15 protein-coding genes are annotated in these 23,034 nt (G+C 67.5%); 5 read left to right on the top strand and 10 right to left on the bottom strand.

Annotated elements, in window-relative coordinates:
• Nucleotides 1-357: 357 nt before the first annotated feature.
• A complete protein-coding gene (locus P2PM1_RS06005) occupies nucleotides 358-2,379 on the top strand; it encodes a methyl-accepting chemotaxis protein (RefSeq protein ID WP_186398500.1) in 2,022 nt (673 codons plus the stop codon).
• A 366-nt stretch (nucleotides 2,380-2,745) separates the two neighbouring features.
• Complete coding sequence (locus P2PM1_RS06000; RefSeq protein ID WP_186387312.1) at nucleotides 2,746-3,825, top strand: DUF2336 domain-containing protein; 1,080 nt, start codon at nucleotides 2,746-2,748, stop codon at nucleotides 3,823-3,825.
• A 92-nt stretch (nucleotides 3,826-3,917) separates the two neighbouring features.
• Here P2PM1_RS06000 and metH read toward each other — a convergent pair whose 3' ends face one another.
• The 4 genes from metH to P2PM1_RS05980 all read right to left on the bottom strand — a co-directional run bounded on the left by metH (nucleotide 3,918) and on the right by P2PM1_RS05980 (nucleotide 11,965).
• Entirely contained in the window at nucleotides 3,918-7,649 is a 3,732-nt protein-coding gene (gene metH, locus P2PM1_RS05995; RefSeq protein ID WP_186398499.1) for a methionine synthase, read from the bottom strand.
• An 8-nt stretch (nucleotides 7,650-7,657) separates the two neighbouring features.
• Complete coding sequence (gene metF, locus P2PM1_RS05990) at nucleotides 7,658-8,575, bottom strand: methylenetetrahydrofolate reductase [NAD(P)H] (protein ID WP_186398498.1); 918 nt, start codon at nucleotides 8,573-8,575, stop codon at nucleotides 7,658-7,660.
• Nucleotide 8,576: 1 nt separating this feature from the next.
• On the bottom strand, nucleotides 8,577-9,635 hold the full coding sequence (locus P2PM1_RS05985) for a metalloregulator ArsR/SmtB family transcription factor (RefSeq protein ID WP_186398497.1): 1,059 nt from the start codon (nucleotides 9,633-9,635) through the stop codon (nucleotides 8,577-8,579).
• A 236-nt stretch (nucleotides 9,636-9,871) separates the two neighbouring features.
• Complete coding sequence (locus P2PM1_RS05980) at nucleotides 9,872-11,965, bottom strand: mechanosensitive ion channel family protein (RefSeq protein WP_186398496.1); 2,094 nt, start codon at nucleotides 11,963-11,965, stop codon at nucleotides 9,872-9,874.
• Nucleotides 11,966-13,033: 1,068 nt separating this feature from the next.
• On the opposite strand from P2PM1_RS05980, the gene P2PM1_RS05975 reads away from it, so the two are divergent.
• Entirely contained in the window at nucleotides 13,034-14,122 is a 1,089-nt protein-coding gene (locus tag P2PM1_RS05975; protein WP_186387317.1) for a DUF2336 domain-containing protein, read from the top strand.
• Nucleotides 14,123-14,227: 105 nt separating this feature from the next.
• Here the strand turns inward: P2PM1_RS05975 and P2PM1_RS05970 are convergent, their stop codons facing one another.
• From P2PM1_RS05970 to P2PM1_RS25205, 3 genes are all read right to left on the bottom strand, one after another.
• The gene (locus P2PM1_RS05970; RefSeq protein WP_186398495.1) at nucleotides 14,228-15,484 is read right to left on the bottom strand and encodes an amidase; all 1,257 of its coding nucleotides are present in this window, start codon (nucleotides 15,482-15,484) and stop codon (nucleotides 14,228-14,230) included.
• A 172-nt stretch (nucleotides 15,485-15,656) separates the two neighbouring features.
• The gene (locus P2PM1_RS05965; RefSeq protein ID WP_208985200.1) at nucleotides 15,657-16,181 is read right to left on the bottom strand and encodes a BA14K family protein; all 525 of its coding nucleotides are present in this window, start codon (nucleotides 16,179-16,181) and stop codon (nucleotides 15,657-15,659) included.
• A gap of 132 nt (nucleotides 16,182-16,313) precedes the next feature.
• Nucleotides 16,314-16,883 (bottom strand): BA14K family protein, encoded by a 570-nt coding sequence (locus P2PM1_RS25205; RefSeq protein ID WP_208985199.1) that lies wholly within the window; start codon nucleotides 16,881-16,883, stop codon nucleotides 16,314-16,316.
• 196 nt (nucleotides 16,884-17,079) lie between these two features.
• Here P2PM1_RS25205 and P2PM1_RS05955 point away from each other — a divergent pair, with 196 nt between their 5' ends.
• On the top strand, nucleotides 17,080-17,844 hold the full coding sequence (locus tag P2PM1_RS05955; RefSeq protein ID WP_186398494.1) for a HugZ family protein: 765 nt from the start codon (nucleotides 17,080-17,082) through the stop codon (nucleotides 17,842-17,844).
• 51 nt (nucleotides 17,845-17,895) lie between these two features.
• Complete coding sequence (locus tag P2PM1_RS05950; RefSeq protein WP_244301425.1) at nucleotides 17,896-18,813, top strand: alpha/beta hydrolase; 918 nt, start codon at nucleotides 17,896-17,898, stop codon at nucleotides 18,811-18,813.
• Between the two features lie 97 nt (nucleotides 18,814-18,910).
• Here P2PM1_RS05950 and P2PM1_RS05945 read toward each other — a convergent pair whose 3' ends face one another.
• The 3 genes from P2PM1_RS05945 to P2PM1_RS05935 form a co-directional block, all read right to left on the bottom strand.
• Nucleotides 18,911-19,243 (bottom strand): hypothetical protein, encoded by a 333-nt coding sequence (locus tag P2PM1_RS05945; RefSeq protein ID WP_186398493.1) that lies wholly within the window; start codon nucleotides 19,241-19,243, stop codon nucleotides 18,911-18,913.
• Nucleotides 19,244-19,356: 113 nt separating this feature from the next.
• Nucleotides 19,357-21,120, bottom strand: a complete 1,764-nt coding sequence (locus P2PM1_RS05940; protein WP_208985198.1) for a methyl-accepting chemotaxis protein — start codon at nucleotides 21,118-21,120, stop codon at nucleotides 19,357-19,359.
• Nucleotides 21,121-21,486: 366 nt separating this feature from the next.
• Nucleotides 21,487-22,503, bottom strand: coding sequence for a TIM44-like domain-containing protein (locus P2PM1_RS05935; RefSeq protein WP_186398492.1), 1,017 nt, complete (start codon nucleotides 22,501-22,503; stop codon nucleotides 21,487-21,489).
• Nucleotides 22,504-23,034: the final 531 nt, after the last annotated feature.

The following is a 23,034-nucleotide window of genomic DNA, read 5'->3' as shown; positions in this document are numbered from 1 at the left end:
TTGCGCGGGGCGCGGGGCGGTCTTGCCGATGGACCCTCCCGGGCGGCACCGGTCGAACCGACCGGGCTTGGGACCCTTCCGTCGCGTCGGGCGGCCACCTGACAGGAGAAGAAGGGTCCCGGCGTCTACGCACTAAGGGTTGAAAACAAAAGATTAAATTTTGGTCATGTGATTAGTTACATTGCCGAATTAGAGTTTCATTAATTCAACCCCGTGAAAATTACCTAGCGCCTCCTACGAGGATGTGCGATCTGCACCACATTGTTCCGCAGGGTGAGTGGGGAAAGATCTGTTCGCGAATGCCGTATTCGGGTCTTGCGAGCGGGCAGTTAAGGCAATCGTCCGAGAGGTGATGACATGGGACTTGGATTTTTCGCGAACATGCGGCTGCAGTACAAGATACTCTCCGGGTTCGCCCTGGTGCTGACGATCCTGATCGGAGTGTCGGCCTATAGCTTTATCACCTTCCTCGGGACGTCCGATCGCATCGGCGCCTATAAGACCAATGTCGAGGCTGCGTCCGCCATGGCGGCCGTGGAGGCCGAGTTCCTGCGCCTCGACGCAGCGGTGCGCGAATATTCCGTCTCCTCGAAGGCGGAACTGGCGGAGGTCGCAACGCAGGAGATCGCCAAGCTCGACGCGCTGATGGCGGAGGCGGAGAGGAAGATCGTCGACGATAGCTGGCGCGGGCTGTTCGACGAGGCCAAGCAGGCGGTCTCGGTCTATACCAAGGATTTCCAGGAAACGCGGCATCTGACCGAGGATTATCTCCAGCAGGTCGAGAAGACCATGATGCCGAGCGCGGCGAAGTTCATGGAAGATCTCGACGAGATCCTCAAGATCGCCATGGCCGACGGCAACGAGGAGGCGAGGCTCCATGTGGAGGCGGCGATCCGCTACGGCCTCAGCGCGCAGCTCAATTCCAACATCGCCCTCGGCTACCAGGACCGCAAGGGACTGGACGCGGCGCAGCGCGACTTCGACGCCGTCCGGCAGGCACTCGAGCGCCTCGGCGGCACCATGCGGACCCCGCGCGAGCGGGAATTGCATGCGGAGATGACCGAGCTTCTCGGCACCTATCGCACAAGCTTTGCCAAGGCCGTGGAAGACAAGGTGAAGATCGATGAACTGGTCCATGGCGAGATGCTGGAGCAGACCCGCATCCTGCAGAAGGACCTGAGGATGCTGCGCGAGCGGGCGGCGGCGGCCGAGCAGCAGATCGAGACCGAGGTCGCGGACGAGCTGCTGGCGGCGGAGTTCGGCGTCGCGATTGCCGGTATCGGCGGCCTGCTGATCGGTGCGGCGATGGCGCTTGTGCTGGGCGGCCAGATCGCCAATCCGGTGCTGGCGATGACCCGGGCCATGACGCGCCTTGCCGGCGGCGATGTCGATTGCGATATCCCGGCGCGCAGCCGCAAGGACGAAATCGGCGAGATGGCGCGGGCGGTGCAGGTGTTCAAGGAGAACGCCATCGAGAAGATCGCGCTGGAGCGCGAGCAGGAGGCGGCGAAGGCGCGCGCCGAGGCCGAGAAGCGGCAGATGATGCAGAATCTCGCCGATGAGTTCGAGCGGGCCGTCGGCGGCTTCGTCCAGGGGCTCGCCTCCACCTCGACCGAGCTGCAGACCGCTGCCCACACCCTTGCCTCAACCGCAGCGGAGACCAGCGCCCAGTCGACGGCCGTCTCCGCGGCGTCCGAGGAAGCGGCGGCCAGCGTGCAGTCGGTTGCCTCGGCGGTCGAGGAACTGTCCGCCTCGGTGCGGGAGATCGCCCAGCAGATCGGCAGCTCCAGCCAGATCTCGCTGCAGGCGGTGACCGAGGCGCAGACCGCCTCGGATCGGATCCAGTCGCTTGCCGCGGCGTCCCAGAGCATCGGCGAGGTCGTCGGCCTGATCAACGACATCGCCGACCAGACCAACCTGCTCGCCCTCAACGCCACGATCGAGGCGGCGCGGGCGGGCGATGCGGGACGCGGGTTCGCGGTGGTCGCCTCCGAGGTGAAGCAACTGGCCGAGCAGACCGCGCGGGCGACGTCGCAGATCGCCGATCAGATCTCCCACATGCAGGCGGAGACGAACACGGCGGTGACCTCGATCGGCAGCGTCTCCAAGGTGATCGACCGGATCAACGAGATCGGCTCGGTGATCGCCTCGGCGGTGGAGGAGCAGAGTTCCGCCACCCAGGAGATCGCGCGCAACATCCAGCAGGTCGCCACCGGCACCACGGAAGTGTCCAGCAACATTGGCGGGGTCAGCCAGGCCGCCGAGGACACCGGCGCCGCCGCCGCGCAGGTCCTGTCGGCCTCGGGCGAAGTGTCGCAGCAGTCCGAGCGGCTGAAAGGGCAGGTCGACAACTTCCTGCACAAGGTGCGCGCCGCCTGACGATCCGCCGCCGGCATGTGCCCCCCCCGCCGCAACGGTCCGGGGGGCACATGCCGGAGCGGGCCGCCAATGGCGAGCGCGCTGCGGCGGCCCCTCTTGGCGACCCTCTTCTTGGCCGGCCCCTCTTGCAAACACCCCATCGACGGAACCAGACGAGGCCGCAGCGCGGCCTCGTCGTCTTTTTGCTTTGCGGGCTCACGTATTTCCGTCGAGCCCCTCCGCTCTTTCCGGGGCGTTTCATTATATTCAAATTTTATCCAAATCAATCTCAAAACAACATAAGTAATTAAAGGATCTCGGCGACCTTTTGTTTATTCGAATCGTGCTACCCGTGCCGGATCAGGTCTCTTGGTCGGGGAAATCGCAATGTCGAACATGCCAAATACCGAGCTCGTAAACTTCGAGGCCCTTGCGAACGAGCCGAATATGGCGCGGCGCAACGAACTTGCGTGCAATGTCGCGACGCTGTTCTCGCTGACCTCCGAGAAATGTTCGGACGAGCAGATCGAAGTCTACGATTCGGTGCTGGTGCGGCTCTCCGACATGGTGGAGACGCAGGCCCGCGCCTTCATCGCCGGTCGCCTCGCCTCGCTGCGGCGGGCGCCGGAGGAGACCATTCGCCGGCTTGCCGGCGACGAGATCGCCGTCGCCCGCCCGGTGCTGGAGAAGTCCACGGTGCTGCGCGACAGCGATCTGGTGGAGATCGTCATGACCCGCGGCGATGACCACAAGCTGGCGATCGCGGCGCGCGAGATCCTGTCGGAAATGGTCACCGACGTGCTGGTCGAGACCGGCAATCTGGTCGTCCGCCGCACGGTGGCGCGCAATGACGGCGCCAGCCTGTCGAGCGCCGGCGCGCTTGCCCTGATCACGGCTTCGGGTCTCGACGAGGACCTGCAGATGGCGCTTGCCGATCGCGACGATCTCGACGAGCAGGCGGTGTCGACACTGGCGGCGCTGGCAAGCGAACGGGTGCGCGCACGCCTGTTCGACGCCGGCACGTCCGAGGGCGGCGAGGTCCCGCGTGCCGCCCGTGTCGCCGCGCAGAAGCTCTCCAACGAGTTCTGGCTCGGCCGCTACGATTTCGAGACGGCGATCGGCCGGGTCTATGCGCTGGCCCGCGGCCCCGGCCTCGACGAGGCGACGTTGCTGCGCTTTGCCGAGGAAGACCGGTTTCCCGAGGCGGTCGCGACCTTCGCGATCATCGGCGACATCGGCATCGAAGAGGCCAAGCACTGGATGATGCGCACGGACACCGATCCGTTCCTGATCGTCGCCAAGGCCTCCGATCTTGCGCCGTCCACCGTCGAGAAGCTGCTGACCGTCGGCCCGTGGCGCTACCGCCTGCGGGCGCAGGACCGCGCGCGCATCCTGGTCCGCTATCGGGAGATCAAGCCGCACTCGGCGCGCCTGCTGCTCAGCCAGTGGCACGGCCGGGTCGCCTGACCGGCGAGCGCGAAGACCTGACAAGACGGAAAACGGGCGGGAACAGGGTCCCGCCCGCTGTCATTTCACAGCATGTGCTGCAAGGCTGCGGATTACTCCGCCGCCTCCAGCTTCAGCGGATCGTAGTTGAGGATCGGGGCAAGCCAGCGCTCGGCGGTGGCAAGGTCCCAGCCCTTGCGGGAGGCGTAGTCCTCGACCTGGTCGCGCTCGATGCGCCCGACGCCGAAATAGTGGCTGTCGGGATGGGCGAAGTAGAGGCCGGAGACCGAGGAGCCCGGCCACATGGCATAGCTCTCCGTCAGCTCGATCCCGGCGGTTCGCGTCGCGTCAAGCAGCTCGAACAGCGTGCCCTTCTCGGTGTGGTCCGGCTGGGCCGGATAGCCCGGCGCCGGGCGGATGCCCTGGTATCTCTCCGCGATCAGGTCTTCGACGCCGGCCTCCTCCTGCGGGGCATAGCCCCATAGCGAGGTGCGCACGATCTGGTGCAGCTTCTCCGCGAAGGCTTCGGCGAGCCGGTCGCACAGGGCCTGGGCGAGGATCTTGTTGTAGTCGTCGCCCGCCTTGACGTAGCGGGCGACGAACTCCTCCTCGCCATGACCGGAGGTCACCGCGAAGCCGCCGACCCAGTCGGCGATGCCGCTCGCCTCGTCGGCGACGAAGTCGGCCATCGCCACATTGGCGCGGGTGCCTTCGGCGCGGGCCATCTGCTGGCGCAGCGTGTGCAGCATGGCGCGCTCGGCGGTCCGCTCCTCGTCCTCGTAGAGCACGATGTCGTCGCCGCGCGCGGCCGCCGGCCAGAAGCCGACGACGCCCTTCGGTCGCAGCAGGCGGTCGCGGACGATCTCGGCGAGCATCTTGCGGGCATCGTCGTAGAGCGCCCTGGCGGCCGGCCCGTAGCGGTTGTCGGTCAGCACCGCCGGATAGCTGCCCTTGATCTCCCAGGTGGAGAAGAACGGCGTCCAGTCGATCACCTCGACCAAGTCCTCCAGCGGCACCTCGATCGGGCGGATGCCGAGGAACGAGGGGCGCTGCGGCCGGTAGCTGTCGAAGGACGGGCGGAAGCGGTTCTTGCGCGCCTCCTCCAGACTGGTGCGGCGGGACTGGCCGCGCGAGCGCGAATGCCCCTCCGCCGCCTTGGCATAGTCGGCGCGCAGGGCCTCGACATAGCCGTCGCGCTCGGTCTTGTTCAAAAGCTTCGAGACCACGCCGACCGCGCGGCTGGCGTCCGTCACATAGACGGCCTGCGAGCGGCGATAGTTCGGGTGGATCTTCACCGCCGTGTGGATGAGGCTGGTCGTCGCGCCGCCGATCAGCAGCGGCAGGTCGAAGCCCTCGCGCTCCATCTCGGCCGCCACGTGGCACATCTCGTCCAGCGACGGGGTGATCAGGCCCGACAGGCCGATCACGTCGACCTTCTCCTTGCGCGCCGTCTCGAGGATCTTCGCCGCCGGCACCATGACGCCGAGGTCGATCACCTCGAAATTGTTGCACTGGAGCACGACGCCGACGATGTTCTTGCCGATATCGTGGACGTCGCCCTTGACGGTGGCGAGCAGGATCTTGCCGGCGCTCGGCATGTCCTCGATGCCCTGCTCGAGCTTTTCCTGCTCCATGTAGGGCATCAGATAGGCGACCGCCTGCTTCATCACGCGGGCCGACTTCACCACCTGCGGCAGGAACATCTTGCCGGCGCCGAACAGGTCGCCGACGATGTTCATGCCGGCCATCAAGGGCCCTTCGATGACATGCAGCGGACGCTCGGCCTTGGCGCGGGCCTCCTCGACGTCTTCCTCGATATAGTCGGTGATGCCGTTGACCAGCGCGTGGGACAGGCGGTCCTCGACGGCGCGCTCGCGCCAGGCGAGGTCCTGCACCTTCTGCTTGCCGCCCTGGCCGCGGAAGCGCTCGGCGATCTCCAGCAGCCGGTCGGTGGAATCGGCGCGCCGGTTCAGCACCACGTCCTCGGAGAGCTCGCGCAGTTCCGGATCGACGTCGTCATAGACGGCGAGCTGGCCGGCATTGACGATGCCCATGTCCATGCCGGCCGCGATCGCGTGGTAGAGGAACACCGAATGCATCGCCTCGCGCACGGGCTCGTTGCCGCGGAAGGAGAAGGACAGGTTCGACACGCCGCCCGACACATGGGCATGCGGCAGGTTCTGGCGGATCCAGCGGGTCGCCTCGATGAAATCGACGCCGTAATTGTCGTGCTCGGAAATGCCCGTGGCGACGGCGAAGATATTCGGATCGAAGATGATGTCCTCGGGCGGGAAGCCGACCTCGTTCACCAGGATCTCGTAGGAGCGCTGGCAGATCTCGGTCTTGCGGGCCTGGGTGTCGGCCTGGCCCTGCTCGTCGAAGGCCATGACGACGACCGCGGCGCCGTGGCGGCGCACCAGCTTGGCCTGGGCGATGAAGGCGTCCTTGCCTTCCTTCATCGAGATGGAGTTCACCACCGGCTTGCCCTGGACGCATTTCAGCCCGGCCTCGATCACCTCCCACTTGGAGCTGTCGATCATCACCGGCACGCGGGCGATGTCCGGCTCGGCGGCGATCAGGTTCAGGAAGGTGACCATCGCCTCCTTGGAGTCGAGCAGGCCCTCGTCCATGTTGACGTCGATGATCTGGGCGCCGCTCTCCACCTGCTGGCGGGCGACTTCCAGCGCGGTGGCGTGGTTGCCCTCCTTGATCAGCTTGCGGAAGCGGGCCGATCCGGTGACGTTGGTGCGCTCGCCGACATTGACGAAGTTGATCTCCGGCGTCAGCACGAAGGGCTCGAGGCCCGACAGGCGCATGCGGCGCGGCGGCTCGGCCGGCTTGCGCGGGGCATGGCCGGCAACGGCCTGCGCGACGGCGCGGATGTGGTCGGGCGTGGTGCCGCAGCAGCCGCCGACGATGTTGACGAGGCCGCTCGCCGCGAATTCGCCGACCAGTTCGGCCATCGCCTCGGGGCTCTCGTCATACTCGCCGAACTCGTTCGGCAGGCCGGCATTGGGATAGGCGCAGACCAGCGTGTCGGCAACGCGCGACAGCTCCGCCACATGGGCACGCATTTCCCTGGCGCCGAGCGCGCAGTTGAGGCCGATGGAGAACGGCCTGGAATGGCGCACCGAGTACCAGAAGGCCTCCGGCGTCTGGCCGGACAGGGTGCGGCCGGACAGGTCGGTGATCGTGCCGGAGATCATCACCGGCAGGCTGACGCCCTTTTCCTCCAGCACCTCGTCGATGGCGAAGAGGGCGGCCTTGGCGTTCAGCGTGTCGAAGATGGTCTCGACCAGCAGGATGTCCGAGCCGCCGTCGATCAGGCCGCGCACGGCCTGCGCATAGGCTTGCCGCATCTCGTCGAAGCTGACGGCGCGATAGCCCGGATTGTTGACGTCCGGCGAGATGGAGAGCGTGCGGTTGGTCGGCCCGAGCGCGCCGGCGACGAAGCGCGGGCGCGAGGGATCGCGGGCCGTGACAATATCGCAGGCCTCGCGGGCGAGCTTTGCGCCGACGAGGTTGAGCTCATAGGCCAGCTCCTCCATGGCGTAGTCGGCTTGCGCGATGGTGGTGGAGGAGAAGGTGTTGGTCTCGACGATGTCGGCACCGGCCTCCAGATAGGCGATGTGGATGTCGCGGATCGCCGGGCCCTGCGTCAGGCTGAGCAGGTCGTTGTTGCCCTTCACGTCCTGCGGCCAGTCCTTGAACCGCTCGCCGCGATAGCCGGCCTCGTCCAGCCTCAAGGCCTGGATCATCGTGCCCATGGCGCCGTCGAGGATCAGGATGCGGTCGCGGGCGGCGGCGGCAAGGGCCGACGCCACTGTCTTGGTCTTGTCTTGCATGATCGGTCTCAGGCCGCCTGCTGTTCCAGAGAGGCCGGGCGCAGGCCCAGCATGTGGCAGATCGCGAGAGTGAGGTCCGCGCGGTTCATGGTGTAGAAGTGGAAGTCGGTGACGCCGCGGTCGACGAGGTCCAGCACCTGCTCGCTGGCCACCGCCGAGGCGACCAGCTTGCGCGTCTCCGTGTCCTGGTCGAGCCCGGCGAAGCGCCGCGCCAGCCAGTGCGGGATCGAGGTGCCGCATTTTGCCGAGAACACCATGGTGGTCTCGAAATTGACGATCGGCAGGATGCCCGGAACGATCGGGATGGCGATGCCGGCCGCGCGCACCTTCTCCAGGAAGGTCTCGAACAGGTCGTTGTCGAAGAAGTACTGGGTGATCGCCCGGGTCGCGCCGGCGTCCACCTTGCGCTTCAGGTTGTCGATCTCCGCCGCCCAGTCGGGGCTCTCGGGGTGGCGCTCCGGATAGGCGGAGACGGACACCTCGAAATCGTCGGAGACGCGGCGGATGCCAGCCACCAAGTCGGAGGCATAGGCATAGCCCTGCGGGTGCGGCTGGTAGATCGCGCCCAGCCCTTCCTGCGGATCGCCGCGCAGGGCGACGATGTGGCGCACGCCGATCTCGTGGTAGCCGCGCACGATCTCGTCGACCTCGGCGCGCGAGGAGCCGACACAGGTCAGATGCGCGGCCGGCGCCAGGCGGGTCTCCTTCACCATCCGCTCGACGGTGCGATGGGTGCGCTCGCGGGTCGAGCCGCCGGCGCCATAGGTCACCGAGACGAAGGAGGGGCCGAGCGGCTCAAGCCGCTGGACGGCCGACCAGAGCGAGGTTTCCATCTTGTCGCTCTTCGGCGGAAAGAACTCGAAGGAGACGGAAACGCCGGTTCCCTGGTCCAGCTCGAAGCGGCGGAATCTCTCGGGCGATGACATGTCAGGCGACCTCCTGGGTCAGGCTAAGTTCTGGGAAATCCGAAATGATGCGCGGATCGCGGGCGAGCCAGATGGTGACGGTGAGCCGGTCGGCCTCGCCCGCTTCCGGGTTGAGGTCGCGGATCTCGGTGACTTCCAGGCCGGCGGCGTGCAGCCAGCGCCCCATCTGCTCGCGCGAGAAGCCGAGGCGGCGATGGGCGTGCTCGTCGCGCAGGAATTCCAGCGCGTGCGGGGCGAAGTCGACGATCAGCAGCCGGCCGCCGGGCCTGAGCACCCGCGCCGCCTCCTCGATCGCCCGGCCCGGATCGTCGAGGAAATGCAGCACCTGATGCAGGGTGATCAGGTCGTGGCTTTCGGCCGGAATGTTGAGCGCGTAGATATCGCCCTGGCGGACCTGCACGTTGCGCAGGCCCTGGCGGGCGAGATTGGCGCGGGCGACGGTCAGCATGTCGTGGCTGGCGTCGAGGCCGAGTGCCTGCTCATACTGGCCGGCAAAGAGCGAGATCAGGCTGCCGGTGCCGGTGCCAAGGTCCAGCAACGAGCGGAACGGCCGCTCGCCGACCATCTCGCGCAGGGCCTGCTCGACGGCCGCTTCCGGCACATGCAGCGAGCGCTCCTGGTCCCAGGTCTTGGCGCGCGAGGCGAAGAAGGCGGCTGCGGCCTCGGCCTTGGCGCGGCGGGTGGCGGCAAGGCGCACCCGGTCGCCGGCCAGCACCGCGTCCTGCGGATCAAGGCGGGACAGCAGCAGGCGGGCGAGATCGCCCATCGGGCCGTCGCCGAGCCGGTAGAATACCCAGGCCCCTTCCGGGAAGCGCTGAACGAGGCCGGCCTCGGTCAAGAGCTTGAGATGACGCGAGATTCGCGGCTGGCTCTGGCCGAGGATGACGGTCGCGTCCTTGACGGTCAGTTCGCCATCGGCCAGCAGGGCCAGAAGGCGCAGCCGCGTGTCCTCGCCGACCGTGCGCAGGCCGGCCAGCAACTGCTCGGCGCTGAGCAGCGGCTCGCCGGCTGCAGGGGCGGCAGCGGCAGGGGTGCCGGCGGTGTTCGCGTTGGTGGTCATGCGCATCCTCGGAAGCAGGCCTGCTCGAATTTCAGCATCGCAGGAAGATATAAAGATATCTTTATGCCTAAATCGTTCAAGATGCAAGGGCGGATCGACCTCCCTGCCGCCTTCCACGTGGCAGGTGGCGCCCGCGCGCGGGCCGCGCCCTCAGGTTATCCCCGGCGCTACGCGGAGGTGATCGCAGACTGGCTGGCCGCCCGAGGGAACCGCTCAAACCCGAGGAAGCTTGGTTTTCAGCGGGACTCGGCCGCCTCCACCAGCGGGTCCTTCACCGGCGCCTGCTCCAGCAGCGGACGGACGGCGCCGGCGATCGCCTGTTTTTCGGCGTCCGTGAAATGGCGCGGATCGGCCGGGTCCTGGGCAACGCGGACGGTCACTTCGCGGTGGGCGAAGTGGATGCCGTTGGCTTCGCACAGGTCACGAATGCCGGAGTAGACGACCTTTCGCAGCACGAACTGGTCGCCCGGCCGGGTCATGAACTTGACGCGGACGATCATTGCCGAATCCTCCAGCGCCGTGACGCCCTGCGACTTCACCGGCTGCAGGAATTTCGGTCCGTAGTCGGGATGCTGCATCAGGCTTTCGCCGAACTTCTTGATCAGCTTGCGCATCTTTTCCACGTCCGTTTCGTAGGTGACGCGGAAGGCCAGTTTCATCACCGCCCAGTCGCGGGAGAAGTTCTTCACGTGCTTGATTTCCCCGAAGGGCACGGTGTTCAGCGGTCCGTTGTGGTGGCGCAGTTGCATGGAGCGGATCGAGATCTTCTCGACCGTGCCCTTGACGCTGCCAAGGTCGATATACTCGCCCTTGCGGAAGGCGTCGTCGATCAGGAAGAAGGCGCCGGAGAAGATGTCGCGGATCAGCGCCTGCGAGCCGAAGCCGACGGCAAGGCCGACGACGCCGGCGCCGGCGAACAGCGGGGCGATGTCGATGCCGAGATGCGACAGCACGATCATGCCGCCGATCACGACGATGGTGATCAGCAGGAAATGGCGGAAAATCGGCAGCAGGGTCGACAGCCGGCTCTGGCCGGGACCGCCGATCTCGATCTCGTCGCTGCGCTCGCCCGGCTGGCCGCGTTCGCGGTGAAGCTGGCGGTCGATGGTCAGTTCCACCGCCCGGTAGCTCATATAGGCGAGGAAGATGACGACGCCGATTTCGAAGAGGTTGCCGACGAGGGAACTCTTGTCGCGGGGATCTATCCCCCAGCGCGACAGCACGTATCCGAGAGCTATCACGGCCGACAGGATCGTCGCCCCATGGTCGAGCAGGTTGCGATAGGGCGAACGCCTACCCTCGGCCTCCACCGCCTCGGCGGCGGCCTGCGCCTGCACCGCCTCGCGGTCCGGCAGTTCGCCGGCCGCTTCCTCCGCCCTTGCCAAATCCTCGCTGCGCCGCGTCTGGCGGCTGGAACTGTCGAGGCGCGGCAGCAGCAGCCGGTCGATGACCAGCACCAGCGCGCCATAGGCGGCGGCCCAGATCAGGCCGGCCAGAACCGGCGCAGCGACGAGGCCGATGGCGGCCTCGCGCTCCAGCAAAAGCCGGCCGGTGGAGACGACGAAGGCAACAGCGAAATAGAGGAGAAGCAGGGGAAGCCAGAGGCGCTGGACCATCCGGCGGTAGCCGTTGTCCCCGTCTGCGTCGGGGCCGGCAACGAGGCGGCCGAGGGCGCCGCGATGGGCCACCGCCACCCCCGACAGCATCAGGCAGGTGACGCCGACCGAGAGAATCGCCAGCAGCCGGTGGCCGCCCGGATCGAGGTCCATCGCATCCAGCCATTCGTGCAGCGCAACGGTGACGGCGGCGACCGCGCCGGTCGCCAGCAGCCAGCGATAGAGGCTGACGGCGCTGGCCTCGTCGAGGTCCAGCATCCGTATGCCGGCGTTGCCGGGCGACAAGACAGCGGTCAGGACGATGCGAAGAAGCAGAAGGATTCCAAAGCTCTGCAGGCCGATGAGCAGGGTGACCCGGCCCGCCGCGTGATGCGAGGCCAGGAGGAAGGCGGCGGCCAGGGCGGCGGTATAGAAGGCGGCGACGGCGATCGCCATCAGGACGGCGCGGGCGATCAGGCGGCTGATGCGGGCCGCGCGCGTCGCCTCGGGCGGGCGGGCCGGCAGCAGCCGGGCGAACAACCAGCGCTCGCAGGCAGCAAGAGCGAAGCCGCCGACAATGAGCGAGGCGGCGAGCACGCCGAGCGTCGCCAGCAGCCAGTCGGGGTTATCCCCGGCGCGGCCGGCAATGGCAGCGGAGATCATTGAAGGCATCGCGGCGGCCGCGCCGAGCGTCTCGGCAAGCGCCGCTCGCAGCTCAAGTCCAAGTCGAACCAAGGGCTTATCGGCAGCCATCTCCATGGCTGTCGCGCTCTGGGCGGCTGCGGTTCCCGCGCTTGCGGCGATTGCAACCGCGCTCGCAAAAATTCCGGTCCAGTGGCCGCCTGCGACCCGTCGCAACACCTTGCTCATGCACTCTGTCCCCCGTTGCCCGCAAACGCCGCGGCACGGCTGCCGTGCCGCGCGCTTGCCATCAACCCAGTCGCCACTGTAGCGGGGCAAACTTACAGAATCTTTCCGCAAGACACCGGGAGACCGGAGATTTTCGCGCAAAAGCAGGAGCTTCGGGCAAAGCGGGGCCGTCGGCGCGCACCCCACATGCAAACGCCCGGGGCAAGGCCCGGGCGCCGAAACTGGTGGATCCTCGACAAAAGCCGAGAATCGAGGGGATGCCGGTTGTCCCCGGCATCCGGCCTCTCAGGATTGCTTGTTGGGGGCGCGCGAATTTTGCGACGAATTTTGCAAAATTCCGTTCCGAAATCGCCAAAAATTGATACGCGGCTCTACAAATCCGGAAAGTGCATGTCTCCTGCGTCCCTCCCTCAGAGGAGGGCACGAACCTCGACCTGCATGCCCCTGCCTGGGCCTCTCGGCCTCAGAACACGCCGATGACGATGGCACCGACGAAGGCGAATGCCGCACACACGGCCAAGAGATTGATGTTGCGGACAAGTGTCATGTTGTGGCCTCCCGCAGTCTCTCGATGGGTGAAGGATAAGTTACCGGGGCCAGCCGGCAAAGCGAAAAAGATGCTGCGTTGCGTCGCAGTCACATGGCCGCGGCGTTGGCCTCGTCAGGAATGGCGAGCGCAGGCTCCGGTTTCGCCGGGCACGTCTCCGGTCATTTGCGCGGGGCAGGCGGAACAGGGGGCCGGTTGCGCGGCACCGCCAGACAATCCATGCTGCACTGCAACATCGCGAAAATCGCCTCGCCGCCTCCGCTCCTCTCCCGAAAAGCCCTTAGCTAACAATTCCCTACCGGAAGTTACAGAGTTCGACCCTGGGTTAACTGGAGAGAAACTGGATCGGTCTATGCTCTGGCGTGAAAGATTTGGAAGGACTTGGGATGAAAACTGCGGATCTGACGGAACTGGCGCGTCAGGGGTCGCCGGAGAGCATCGGCGAACTCATCTCGGCGCTGACCGAGCTGTTCCTCAGGGCGGAGAGCCAGGAGCGCAGCCGGGTCAGTCCGGTGTTCGGCGATGTGGTGCTGCGCGTGCTCGACCGGCTCGACATCCCGGTCCGCAAGCAGATGGCCTCGCGCATGCGCGCCGAGACGGAGGCGCCGCGCGATCTGTTGAAGGCGCTGGCGAAAGACAGCGAACTGGCCGTCGCCCGGCCGGTGCTGGAGGACGGCGGGCTGCTCAACGACGAGGACCTGGCCGAGGTCGCCGGAGAGGGGCTGCCGACGCGGCATCTGGCGGTGCTGTGCGAGAGGCAGGGAATCAAGCCGGTGCTGAGCCGGGTGCTCGCCCAGAAGGGCGACAGCGACGTGCTCTGCGCGCTGCTCGGCAACGAGACCGCCAGGATCGACACGGGGTCGTTCGAACTGCTGGTCGCGCGCGCCCGCAAGGATGCCGGTCTGCAGACGGCGCTGGCGCACCGGCCGGATCTGCCGGAGCCGATCGCGGCGAAGCTGGTGCCGATGCTGTCGCGCGACCTCGCCCAGCAATTGCGCGAGGAGAACGCCAATCCGGTGCTGACCAAGGCGATGGCCGAGCATTCCGCGCGCGAGATCGAGATCCGCCTGCGCGAGATCGGCGGCGCCAAGTCGAAGGTCGAGCAACTGATCGAGGGGGCGATCGCCGGCACCGTGCCCGTCGACCAGGCGGTCGTCGCCTTCGCCGACAAGGACCGCGCCTTCGACCTCGGCAAGGTGCTGGCCGGCCGGGTCGGCTGGCCGGAAAACGTCGTGGTGCCGCTGCTGTCGCGCGAGGACGAGCATCCGCTGTTGGTGCTGGCCCGCATCGCCGGTGTCTCCGACGAGGCCTATGGCAAGGTCGTGCGGATGCGCGCCAAGAAGATGCGGATGTCGTCGGCAAGCTCGACCGAGTCGGTGCGCCGCTATGCGGCGCTGACGCTGGAGACGGCGCGCGGCGAGTTCATCGCCATGGCCCGCAAGATGAAGCTGCCGGTGGAGATCGGCCAGGGCTGAGCCCGGACCTGTCCTCCTTCCCTTCCGTCCTCCCGAGATCCGTTATCCCCGACAGGCCTGGCCCCGGTCATCCGGCATCGGCCCGGCCCGAACCCTGCGCGGGGCTCAGGTCCCCTTCGCCAGGCACTCCTCCAGCCAGCGCGCGGCGAGCAGCGTCGCCCGGTCGCGGCCATGCAGCCCGATCAACTGGATGCCGAGCGGCAGGCCGCCCGCCGTCGCAAGGCCCGGCACGTTGACGCTGGGTCCGCCCATCAGCGTCCAGAGCCGGTTGAAGACGGAGGAGCCGGTGGAGGCGAGCCCGGCCGGGGCCGCGCCCGGCGCGGAGGGCATCATCAGCACATCGACCTGGGTGATCACCTCGGCGAAGGCATGGCGGGCCTGCCGCGCGACCTCCTGGGCCGCGTCATAGGCGGCCGGCTCGATCAGCGCGCCCTCTTCCAGCGTCTTCATCAGGATCGGGCTGATCAGTTCGGGCGCCGTGTCGACCTCGGCGGCGAGGGCGCGGGTCGCCTCGAAATCCTGGATGGTCTGGTGGGCGGCGAAGGCCTCGCGGAAGACCGGCGGCAGCGACACGCGGGAGACGGCGGCACCGGCGCGGCCGGCGCGGGCGATGGCGGTGTCCAGCGCTCCCTGCATGTCGTCGTCGGCCTGGGCCCAGGGCTGCGGATCGACGACGCCGATGCGCGGCGGCAGCGACACCATCGCATCCACCCGCCAGTCACGCGCCGACAGCACGCTGCCGGCGAAGGCGACGTCGGCGATGCCCTTGCCGAACAGGCCGAGCGTGTCCAGCGTCCAGGAGAAATATTTCAGGCCGACGGTCGGCAGATGGCCGAAGGACGGCTTGAAACCGGCGACGCCGCAGAAGGAGGCCGGCCGCACCACCGAGCCGCCGGTCTGGGTGCCGAGGGCCAGCGGGAAGAAGCCGGCGGCAACGCCGGCGGCGGAGCCGGAGGAGGAACCTCCCGGCGTGTGCTCGGGATTGTGCGGGTTGCGGGTCGGGCCGGGCTGGAAGAAGGCGAATTCGGTGGTGACGGTCTTGCCGAGGATCGCGGCGCCGGCACGCTTTGCCAGCGCGACGACGGCCGCGTCGACCGCCGGACGATGGCCGGCATGGATCGGCGAGCCGTAGCTGGTCGGGAAGCCGGCCGTGTCGATATTGTCCTTCACGGCGAGCGGCAGGCCCATCAGCGGGCCGCGCGCGGCATGGGCGGCGCGGCGGGCGGCCTCCAGGTCGTGCTGGACGAAGGCCTGGACCACCGCTTCCTGCCCGGCGATGCGCGCGGCGATCTCGTCGTACAGCGCATCGATGGTCAGCGTCCCGGCATCCAGCGACCGGGCAAGATCAAGGGCAGACAGCATGGTTTCCTCCGCTCAGCGGGGGACGATCATCACCACATACGGCCGGGCCGCAAGTGTTTTCAGGTGGATACACGCTGCGGCTGCCGCAAGCCGGGAAGCGCGGCAAACGCGAAACGGCCCGGCGGGAGGAGCCGGGCCGTTCGGGGAGGGGGCCGTCAGCGGGCTTGCGCCCTTACTGGCAGAAGCGCTGCTGGCCCTGATAGGTCGTGTAGGTGCCGGTGTTCGGGTTGAAGCTCCGGTACTTGGACGCGCAATAGGAATACCATTCCGGGGTATAGGGCTGCAGGGTGCCGCGGGTCACCACCACCGGCGGGGCCGGGGTGTAGGGATTGCTGCGGTCGGCCGGGTCGAAATAGACGGTGCCGCGCGGGGGCAGCGGATCGCGGTAGATGTATTCCGGCTCATAGACCGGCTGCGGGGCGCTGAGCGCCGATCCGAGGATCGCGCCGGCGGCAAGGCCGATCACGCCGGCGGCAACGGCCGCGCCGACATCGTTGCCGCGATTGCCGCGATGATGGTGGCGATAGCCGGGATGCGGGCGGTGCGGACGGTGCACCCGGTGATGCTTGTAGCCGCCGCCATTGCCCCAGCCATGGCGGCCGTCGCGGGCCTCGGCGGAAGGGGCGAGTGCCGGCACGAGCAGGGCGCCGGCAAGCGCAACGGCAAGAGCGCGGGCAGAGAGTTGCTTCAGGGCCATGGGTCGTTCCTTCCAGTGGCTTTAAGTGTTCATGGGGCGACAGTGCCACCCGGCGCTTGAACGTCGACTGAGACGCCCGTTCATCTGGCGTTCAGGTTTCGCAGGCTGCCGCCAGGGGCCGCGCACCGCCGCTCAGCGGCAGAAGCGATAGCGGCCCGAATAGGCAAGATAGTATCCGGTGTTGGGGTTAAAGCTTCGATATTTGCGGGCGCAATAGGCGTACCACTGCGGCGTCCAGGGAGCGTGCGCACCGCGGACGACGCGGGACGGGGCAACCGGGTAGGGGGCGACATAGCGCGGGGCCGCGAGCCCCTGGCCGAGGATGGCGCCGGCGGCAAGGCCGAACACCGTCGCCGCCCCGGCGCCGAAATAGACGCCGCTGCCGCCATAGCGGTAGTTCCAGTCGTCGCGATAGGGCCGATAGTGCCGCTGGACCCGGTAGTGCCGCTGCGGCCGATAGTGGCGATGCGCGCGGTGGCCGCCCCAATGCCGGCCGCCCCGGTGCTGACCGCCCCGGTACTGGCCACCCCGGTATTGGCCACCCCGGTGCTGGCCGGCATGGTTGCCGACAGGGGTGACGGTCTCGGCGGCGGCGGGGCGCGGCGCGGTGATGTCGACGGCGAGCGCGAGCACGGCGACGAGGACGCCCCTGACGATCCAGGAGGTCAGTCGCCCCGCGCGGCGGGCGGCGTTTGCGGCCATGGCAGGCCTCCCTTGGAAAGGTGTCTGCCGTCATACCATTGCTCGCAATGTGGCGACAGCAAGGCCCGGACGCCCGGCCCGGCCGTCGCCGGCCATTGCTTTCCGGCCGCGGCACGGGCAAAACACCGGCAGCCACGCGCTGCCGCGCCAGCCAGTTCGACCCATCCTGCGACCCCGAAACGAGCAGAGCTCCGCCATGGCTGAAGACGACCGGCCGGAGGTGATCCGGCCCACCGACGACGAGGCGCGGCATCTGTCGCGCCGGCTGATGCGGCTGGCGCGCTACGGCGCGCTCGGCGTGCTCGACCCGGCCGACGGCATGCCCTTCGTCTCGCGCGTCGGCCTTGCCACCGAAATGGACGGCACGCCGGTGATGCTGGTCTCGCGGCTGTCGCAGCACACGGGGGCGATCCTCGCGGATCCGCGCTGCTCGCTGCTGGTCGGCGAGCCGGGCAAGGGCGACCCGCTGGCGCATCCGCGCCTCAGCCTGGTCGGCCGGGCAGAGCGGATCGATCCGGCGGATCCGGCGCACGCGGCCGTGCGGCGGCGCTATCTGCTGCGCCACCCGAAGGCCCAGCTCTATGTCGACTTCGCCGATTTCGCCTTCTTCCGCATCGTCCCCGAGCGCGCGAGCCTCAATGGCGGTTTCGGTAAGGCCTATCACCTGACGGCGGAGGACCTGCTGCTGTCGGGAGAGGTCCTGGCGGAGCTTGCCGCCGCCGAGGCAGGGGCGGTCGAGCACATGAACCAGGATCATCTCGACGCGGTTCGGCTCTACGCGCAGACGCTGGCGAAGGCGCGGCCCGGCCCCTGGCGCCTGTCCTCGCTCGATCCGGCGGGGCTCGATCTCGTCGACGGCGACAGGGTGGCGCGGCTCGACTTCGATCCGCCGCTGGAAAGCGCGGGCGAGCTGCGCCCGCGCCTGGTCGCCCTTGCGAAACGGGCCAGGGCTGGTGAATGATCCGGAACCGGGCCGAAGCGCCGGCCGACTGCTGAGGAGAGAGCCTGCACCGTGACCGCGACCGTGACCCGCACCCCGACCCTGCCGCCGCGCGTCGTCGCCGCTCTGTTGCTCCTGCTGACCCTGGTGGGCGCAAGCCCGGCCGCGGCCTATCAACTGGAGCCGTTCAAGGACCGGCTGTTCGCCTATCCGGGATTGCTGGCCGGCAAGGCGGACGACGCCTTCGTCATCGTCGACTACGACAAGCGCCGCGACATCCACCAGCGCGACAAGGAGTGGGAGCGCGAGGTCTTCGGCGAATATGTCTCGATGCGGCCGAGCAGTTCGCAGAAGGACCTGAAGCTGACGGCCGGCGGGCGGACGATCACCTATATGCGGGTCGGCGAGCCGCGCGGCGCCAGGGCGATCGTCATCTATGTGCACGGCCAGGGCGGCAACCGCTTCCAGGGCATGAACGACGTCAGCTTCGGCGGCAATTTCAACCGCATCAAGAACCTGATGGTGCGCAATTCCGGCCTCTACATGACGCTGGACGTCAAGGATTTCGACGCGCGCGGGGCGGGCGACGTCAAGGCATTGATGCAGCACTATGTGAGCCAGGCGCCGCAGGCGCGGGTCTATGTCGCCTGCGGCTCGATGGGCGGCTTCCTGTGCTGGCGGCTGGCGCGCGACAGCGGCGCGGCGGCGATGATGGGCGGCATGCTGCTGATGGGCTCGACCTGGGACGAGGACTTCCTGTCGAGCGGCACGTTCCGCTCCGGGCGGCTGCCGATCTATTTCGGCCATGGGAGCTGGGACGAGGTCTATAACTGGAAGCGGCAGGCCGCCTTCTACGAGCGGCTGAAGGCGCGCAAGTCCGACTATCCGGCGCGCTTCGTGCTGTTCGAGACCGGCACCCACGGCACGCCGATCCGCATGACCGACTGGCGGCTGGTGCTCAACTGGATGTTCGCGGCGGCGGGCAGGTAGGGGAGCACGGTGGCGGCGGCGTGGTGCTGTTGCCGCAACCTGATGCGGGCCGCCCGGTGGGACGGCCCGCTGCCATCGGCTTCCGCGATCGGTGCGGCTACTTCCAGACCACGTCCTTGTTGCGGACGGTGATCGTCGTCATGTTGCAATAGTCGATATTGGCGTCGACATAGGTGCCGTCGGTGAAGTCGATGCGGGTGCGCACGGTGCACTCGCCCTCGTTGGTGCCGAAGTCCATCTCGAACGTGTCGCCCGGCAGGATGATCTCGTCGAGCCAGTTGTCGCTCCACACGCCGTTTTCCTGGGTGCGGAACGAGGTGACATTGGCGGCCGAGCGGTTTTCCAGATCGAACTTCCACTCGTTTGCGGCAGCAGTGCCGGTGGCGATCAGCAGTGCCGTCACGGTGGCCAGAATTGTCTTTGCAGTCATGCGACTAACCCCAGGATCAAGCGCGGCTCCATTGCCGGCGGACGACGATACAGCCGCGCTATCGTCCTGAAAAGGCGGATTATTTTTCCGCCTCGGCGTGGGCCGGGCAGCCGTCAGGCCGCCCGGATGTTGGCCAGGAAGGTCGCCAACTCGTGCTGCAGGGTGTTCGACTGCTGCGACAGCACGCCGACGGTGGACAGCACCTGGCGGGCGCCGGAGCTTGAGTCCATGGCGCTTTCGCGCACCGTGGAGATGCTGCGGGTGATCTCGTCGCTGCCCTGCGCCACCTCGTGGACATTGCGGGCGATTTCGGCGGTCACCGCGTTCTGCTCCTCGATCGCCGAGGCGATGGCCGAGATCTGGCCGTTGATCTGGCCGATGGCGGCGACCACCGCCTCGATGGCGGAGGAGGTGAGGGCGGCGCCCGACTGCATGTCGCCGACCTGGCGGCTGATGTCCTCGGTCGCCCGTCCGGTCTGGTTGGCCAGCGCCTTGACCTCGCCGGCGACCACGGCAAAACCCCTGCCGGCCTCGCCGGCCCGCGCCGCCTCGATGGTGGCGTTGAGGGCGAGCAGGTTGGTCTGTTCGGCGATGTCGTTGATGAGCTTGACCACGGCGTCGATCTTGCGGGCGGAGGCGGAGAGCGCGCCGACCGTCTGGCTGGAGCTGCGGGCATTCTCGGAGGTGGTGCCGGCGGCGCCGAGGGCGGCGGTCACCTGGCGGCTGATCTCGCCGATGGAGGCGGAGAGCTCTTCGGCCGCCGAGGCGACGGTCTGGACGCCGCGGCTCGATTCCTCGGCGGCGGCCGCGACCGTGTTGGCGGTGCCCGAGGTCTCGTTGGCGTTCTTCGCCAGCATCTGCGCTGTGGCTTCCAGCTCCTTCACGACGGTTGCGATACTGTCGGAGACGCCCTTGACCGTGGTCTCGAGACTGTCGGCAAGGCGGAGCGTTGCCGCGCGCTTCTCGTGCTCGATGCGCTCTTCCTCTTCCCTCGCCTGCTCCTGCAGGCGCCGGATCTCGATGGTCTTCTCGCGGAAGGACTCGAACGCCACGGCGAGTTCGCCGATCTCGTCGCGGCTGCGCACGGCGATCTGCACGCTGGTGTCGTCCTGCGCCAGCCGGTTGAGCGCATGAACGACGGCGCGCAGCGGCCGGCTGATGCCGAAGATCGAGAGCAGCAGGGCGATGGCGAGCCCCGCCGTCAGGGCGAAGAGCGACACGGTCGCCATGATCTTCAGCCCGTGCAGCTCGTGCGCCTTGGCCTCGCGGGCGGAGTCCTCGGTGAACCTGTTGAGATCCGCGGTCAGCGCCGCCAGTTCCGCGTTCAGCGCCTGCTGCTCGCGCTCCAGTTCCACCGCGACAGTCGAGGCCCTGGCGATGTCCCCGGCGCCGATCCGGTCGATGACCTCGCGGATGTGCCGGTCGTAGGTCTGGTGTTCCGTCTCGATGCGCTTCAACTGCGCCAGCACGGCCTCGTATTTCAGCCGGTGCTCCGGCGTCGTCGCGAGCTTGATGCCGTGCTCGGCCAGGTCTTCCGCCTGGAGGATCTCCGCCTGGACGGTCGCAGCCAGCCTCGTCAGGCCGGCTGTCAGGTCGGCGATCGTGCCGGTGGCCTCGGACGCCTTCAGATCGGCGGCCCTCAGCAGCCGTTCCAGCAGCAGCGCCTGCTCCATCTGGTGCAGGGTGACATTGGTGACGTTCACCGTCAGGGGAATGGTCTCCTCGGCAATCTCCGTCAGTTCCTCGCCGATCTTCTGCATTTGCAGGAGGCCGGTTGCGGCAATGACGAGCATCATTGCCCCGAGGAACGCGACGAGGCCGAGAATTTTCGCGGCGATTGAGCGCAGGCGGCTGGTTCGGTGGCGCGAAGAGATCATTTTTCAAAACCTTGTGTTGAGAATCGGCGTCAAGTCGTCAATCGTCAAGGTTGCAGCTTCGACACTGATGCAGGTTTCCGTGCGCCTCATGATCCTCATCGCCAATTAACAAAAACATAAAATAACCTGAAGTTGCATATAAACAATTTGAAAATATTTTTTAGTTCAGTTGGTTGCATCGTAAAAATTGCCTAAGTCTTTTTTCCTCAAAATCAATGTATTTGTATTTTCCCTTATGGAATCATCGGCGATAATCACCATCGCAATTCGGATATATATTAGAAAAAGCTTATATCGCGCGGCGGGCGCAAAAAAACCGCCCCGGCTGGGGCGGTTTCAAAGGAGGCGCGGAGCGGCCGGAGAGGCTTACTCGGTGCCCTGGATGGCCGCGAGCACCCAGTCGCCGCCCTTCTGGCGGCGGAAGGTCCACAATTCGGTGCTTTCCTGCGGCTCTTCCAGGCTGCCCGAGAGGACGCGGCCGGAATTGCGGTCGAGGATGGCGTCGAGGGCGGAAAAGCGCATGGCGACGGTCGCGTAGTCGTCGTCGCCTTCGCTCCAGGCCTCCGAGAGGTCGCCCTGCAGCAGCTTCACGTCCGAGACGGCATTGCGCTTGCCGGCAGAGGCGAGTTCGCCCAGTTCCTCGGCGAGGAAGGACATCGCCTCGGGCGTCGCCAGACGGCGCAGCGCGGCGTAGTCCTCGCGGCCATAGGCGTCCTGCACGTCGGCCAGCATCTGCTCGAAGCGATCGAAATCGGCCTCTTCCAGATCGAGCGGCGTTTCCATGACCGGAGCCTGGAACGGGGTGGCCGTGCCGCTGCCCATGCCGGTGCTCCCCATGCCGCCGAAGCTGAACGGGGTGCGGGTGGTGTCCCCGGCATGGCCGCCGAAATTCGGGTGGGCGCCACCGGCCGCCGCGGCTGCGGGCTGCTCGCGCCGCGCGCCGAAGAAGCGCATCGCCAGGACGACGAGAAAGCCGATCAGCGCCACCTGCAGGAGAAGGCCGAGGAAGCCGGCAAAGCCGCCGAGGCCGCCGCCGAAGAGCATGCCGATCAGGCCGCCCATGAGAAGGCCGCCAAGCAGGGCGCCGCCCATGCCGCCGAAGAGGCCGCGCGAGGGCTGGGCCGCCTGCGGCTGGCGGGCGCCGCCCGGCACTGCCTGCTGGCCCTGCGCCGGCTGCGGCGTCATCGTGCGCTGCATCGGCGCGGCGGTGCCGGGGGCGGTGTTGGTCGGGGCGGGGGCGGAAAAGGTGCGGGCACCGCGGCTGCCGAAGCCGCCGCTGCCGGCGCGCCGGGCTTCGGCAAAGTCGACGGCGGCGAAAAGCGTGGCAATTCCAAGGGCAATAACGGCTGTCGTCTTGCGCATCCGGCGGGCGGCAGCTTGCATCAGGGATTTCCTCCGATCGGCTCTTGTCGAGAACAACGCCCGTCATATGGGAGTCCGGCGGACGCATTGCCAGCACAAACGGCTGGTTGGCGCCGGTGTTTTCGGTCGGGGGCGCCTGCGCGCGGGAGGCACGCGCGTTTGTGGGGACGGCGGGGAGCGCTGCCGAAAGGCCCTCGGCTCTCCGGTCCCGGCTCGGCGCTCACGCGCCGTCCGGGAGGACGAGAGGAGAGGATTGCGTCCGGGAGGATGCTGCAGCACCGGGGCGTGAGCCGAACCGTTCGGGGTTGCTAGATCCCGGTCTTCGGCTTCGCCGGAACCGGGACGACAGCCGGAGAGTGGGGCTCGGCCAGCGCGTCCTCATCAGTGCTCTGGCAGCCAATAGGCCCCGGGTCGCGGCTCCGCTTGGCCGGGGTTGTTTGTTTGCATTGGTGGTAGAGTTTGGGTGGTCTCCCGGACACACCCGTCCGGGAGACCAGCGGCCGGCGACCGTGCCGGGGTCGGGTTTGCACCCGTAGTCATCAAGGTTCCCGG

It is taken from the genome of Stappia sp. P2PMeth1 (assembly GCF_900185735.1).
Taxonomy (GTDB): domain Bacteria; phylum Pseudomonadota; class Alphaproteobacteria; order Rhizobiales; family Stappiaceae; genus Stappia.
Note: the sequence above shows the minus strand (reverse complement) of the source record. Positions and strands in the feature narration are given on the sequence as shown.

Coding starts and splice junctions, on each gene's coding strand:
- P2PM1_RS05975 (WP_186387317.1), top strand. CDS start 13,034: ATGAAAACTGCGGATCTGACGGAACTGGCGCGTCAGGGGTCGCCGGAG.
- metH (WP_186398499.1), bottom strand. CDS start 7,649: ATGCAAGACAAGACCAAGACAGTGGCGTCGGCCCTTGCCGCCGCCGCC.
- P2PM1_RS05940 (WP_208985198.1), bottom strand. CDS start 21,120: ATGATCTCTTCGCGCCACCGAACCAGCCGCCTGCGCTCAATCGCCGCG.
- P2PM1_RS05965 (WP_208985200.1), bottom strand. CDS start 16,181: ATGGCCCTGAAGCAACTCTCTGCCCGCGCTCTTGCCGTTGCGCTTGCC.
- P2PM1_RS05970 (WP_186398495.1), bottom strand. CDS start 15,484: ATGCTGTCTGCCCTTGATCTTGCCCGGTCGCTGGATGCCGGGACGCTG.
- P2PM1_RS05955 (WP_186398494.1), top strand. CDS start 17,080: ATGGCTGAAGACGACCGGCCGGAGGTGATCCGGCCCACCGACGACGAG.
- P2PM1_RS06005 (WP_186398500.1), top strand. CDS start 358: ATGGGACTTGGATTTTTCGCGAACATGCGGCTGCAGTACAAGATACTC.
- P2PM1_RS25205 (WP_208985199.1), bottom strand. CDS start 16,883: ATGGCCGCAAACGCCGCCCGCCGCGCGGGGCGACTGACCTCCTGGATC.
- P2PM1_RS05985 (WP_186398497.1), bottom strand. CDS start 9,635: ATGACCACCAACGCGAACACCGCCGGCACCCCTGCCGCTGCCGCCCCT.
- P2PM1_RS06000 (WP_186387312.1), top strand. CDS start 2,746: ATGTCGAACATGCCAAATACCGAGCTCGTAAACTTCGAGGCCCTTGCG.
- P2PM1_RS05935 (WP_186398492.1), bottom strand. CDS start 22,503: ATGCAAGCTGCCGCCCGCCGGATGCGCAAGACGACAGCCGTTATTGCC.
- metF (WP_186398498.1), bottom strand. CDS start 8,575: ATGTCATCGCCCGAGAGATTCCGCCGCTTCGAGCTGGACCAGGGAACC.
- P2PM1_RS05945 (WP_186398493.1), bottom strand. CDS start 19,243: ATGACTGCAAAGACAATTCTGGCCACCGTGACGGCACTGCTGATCGCC.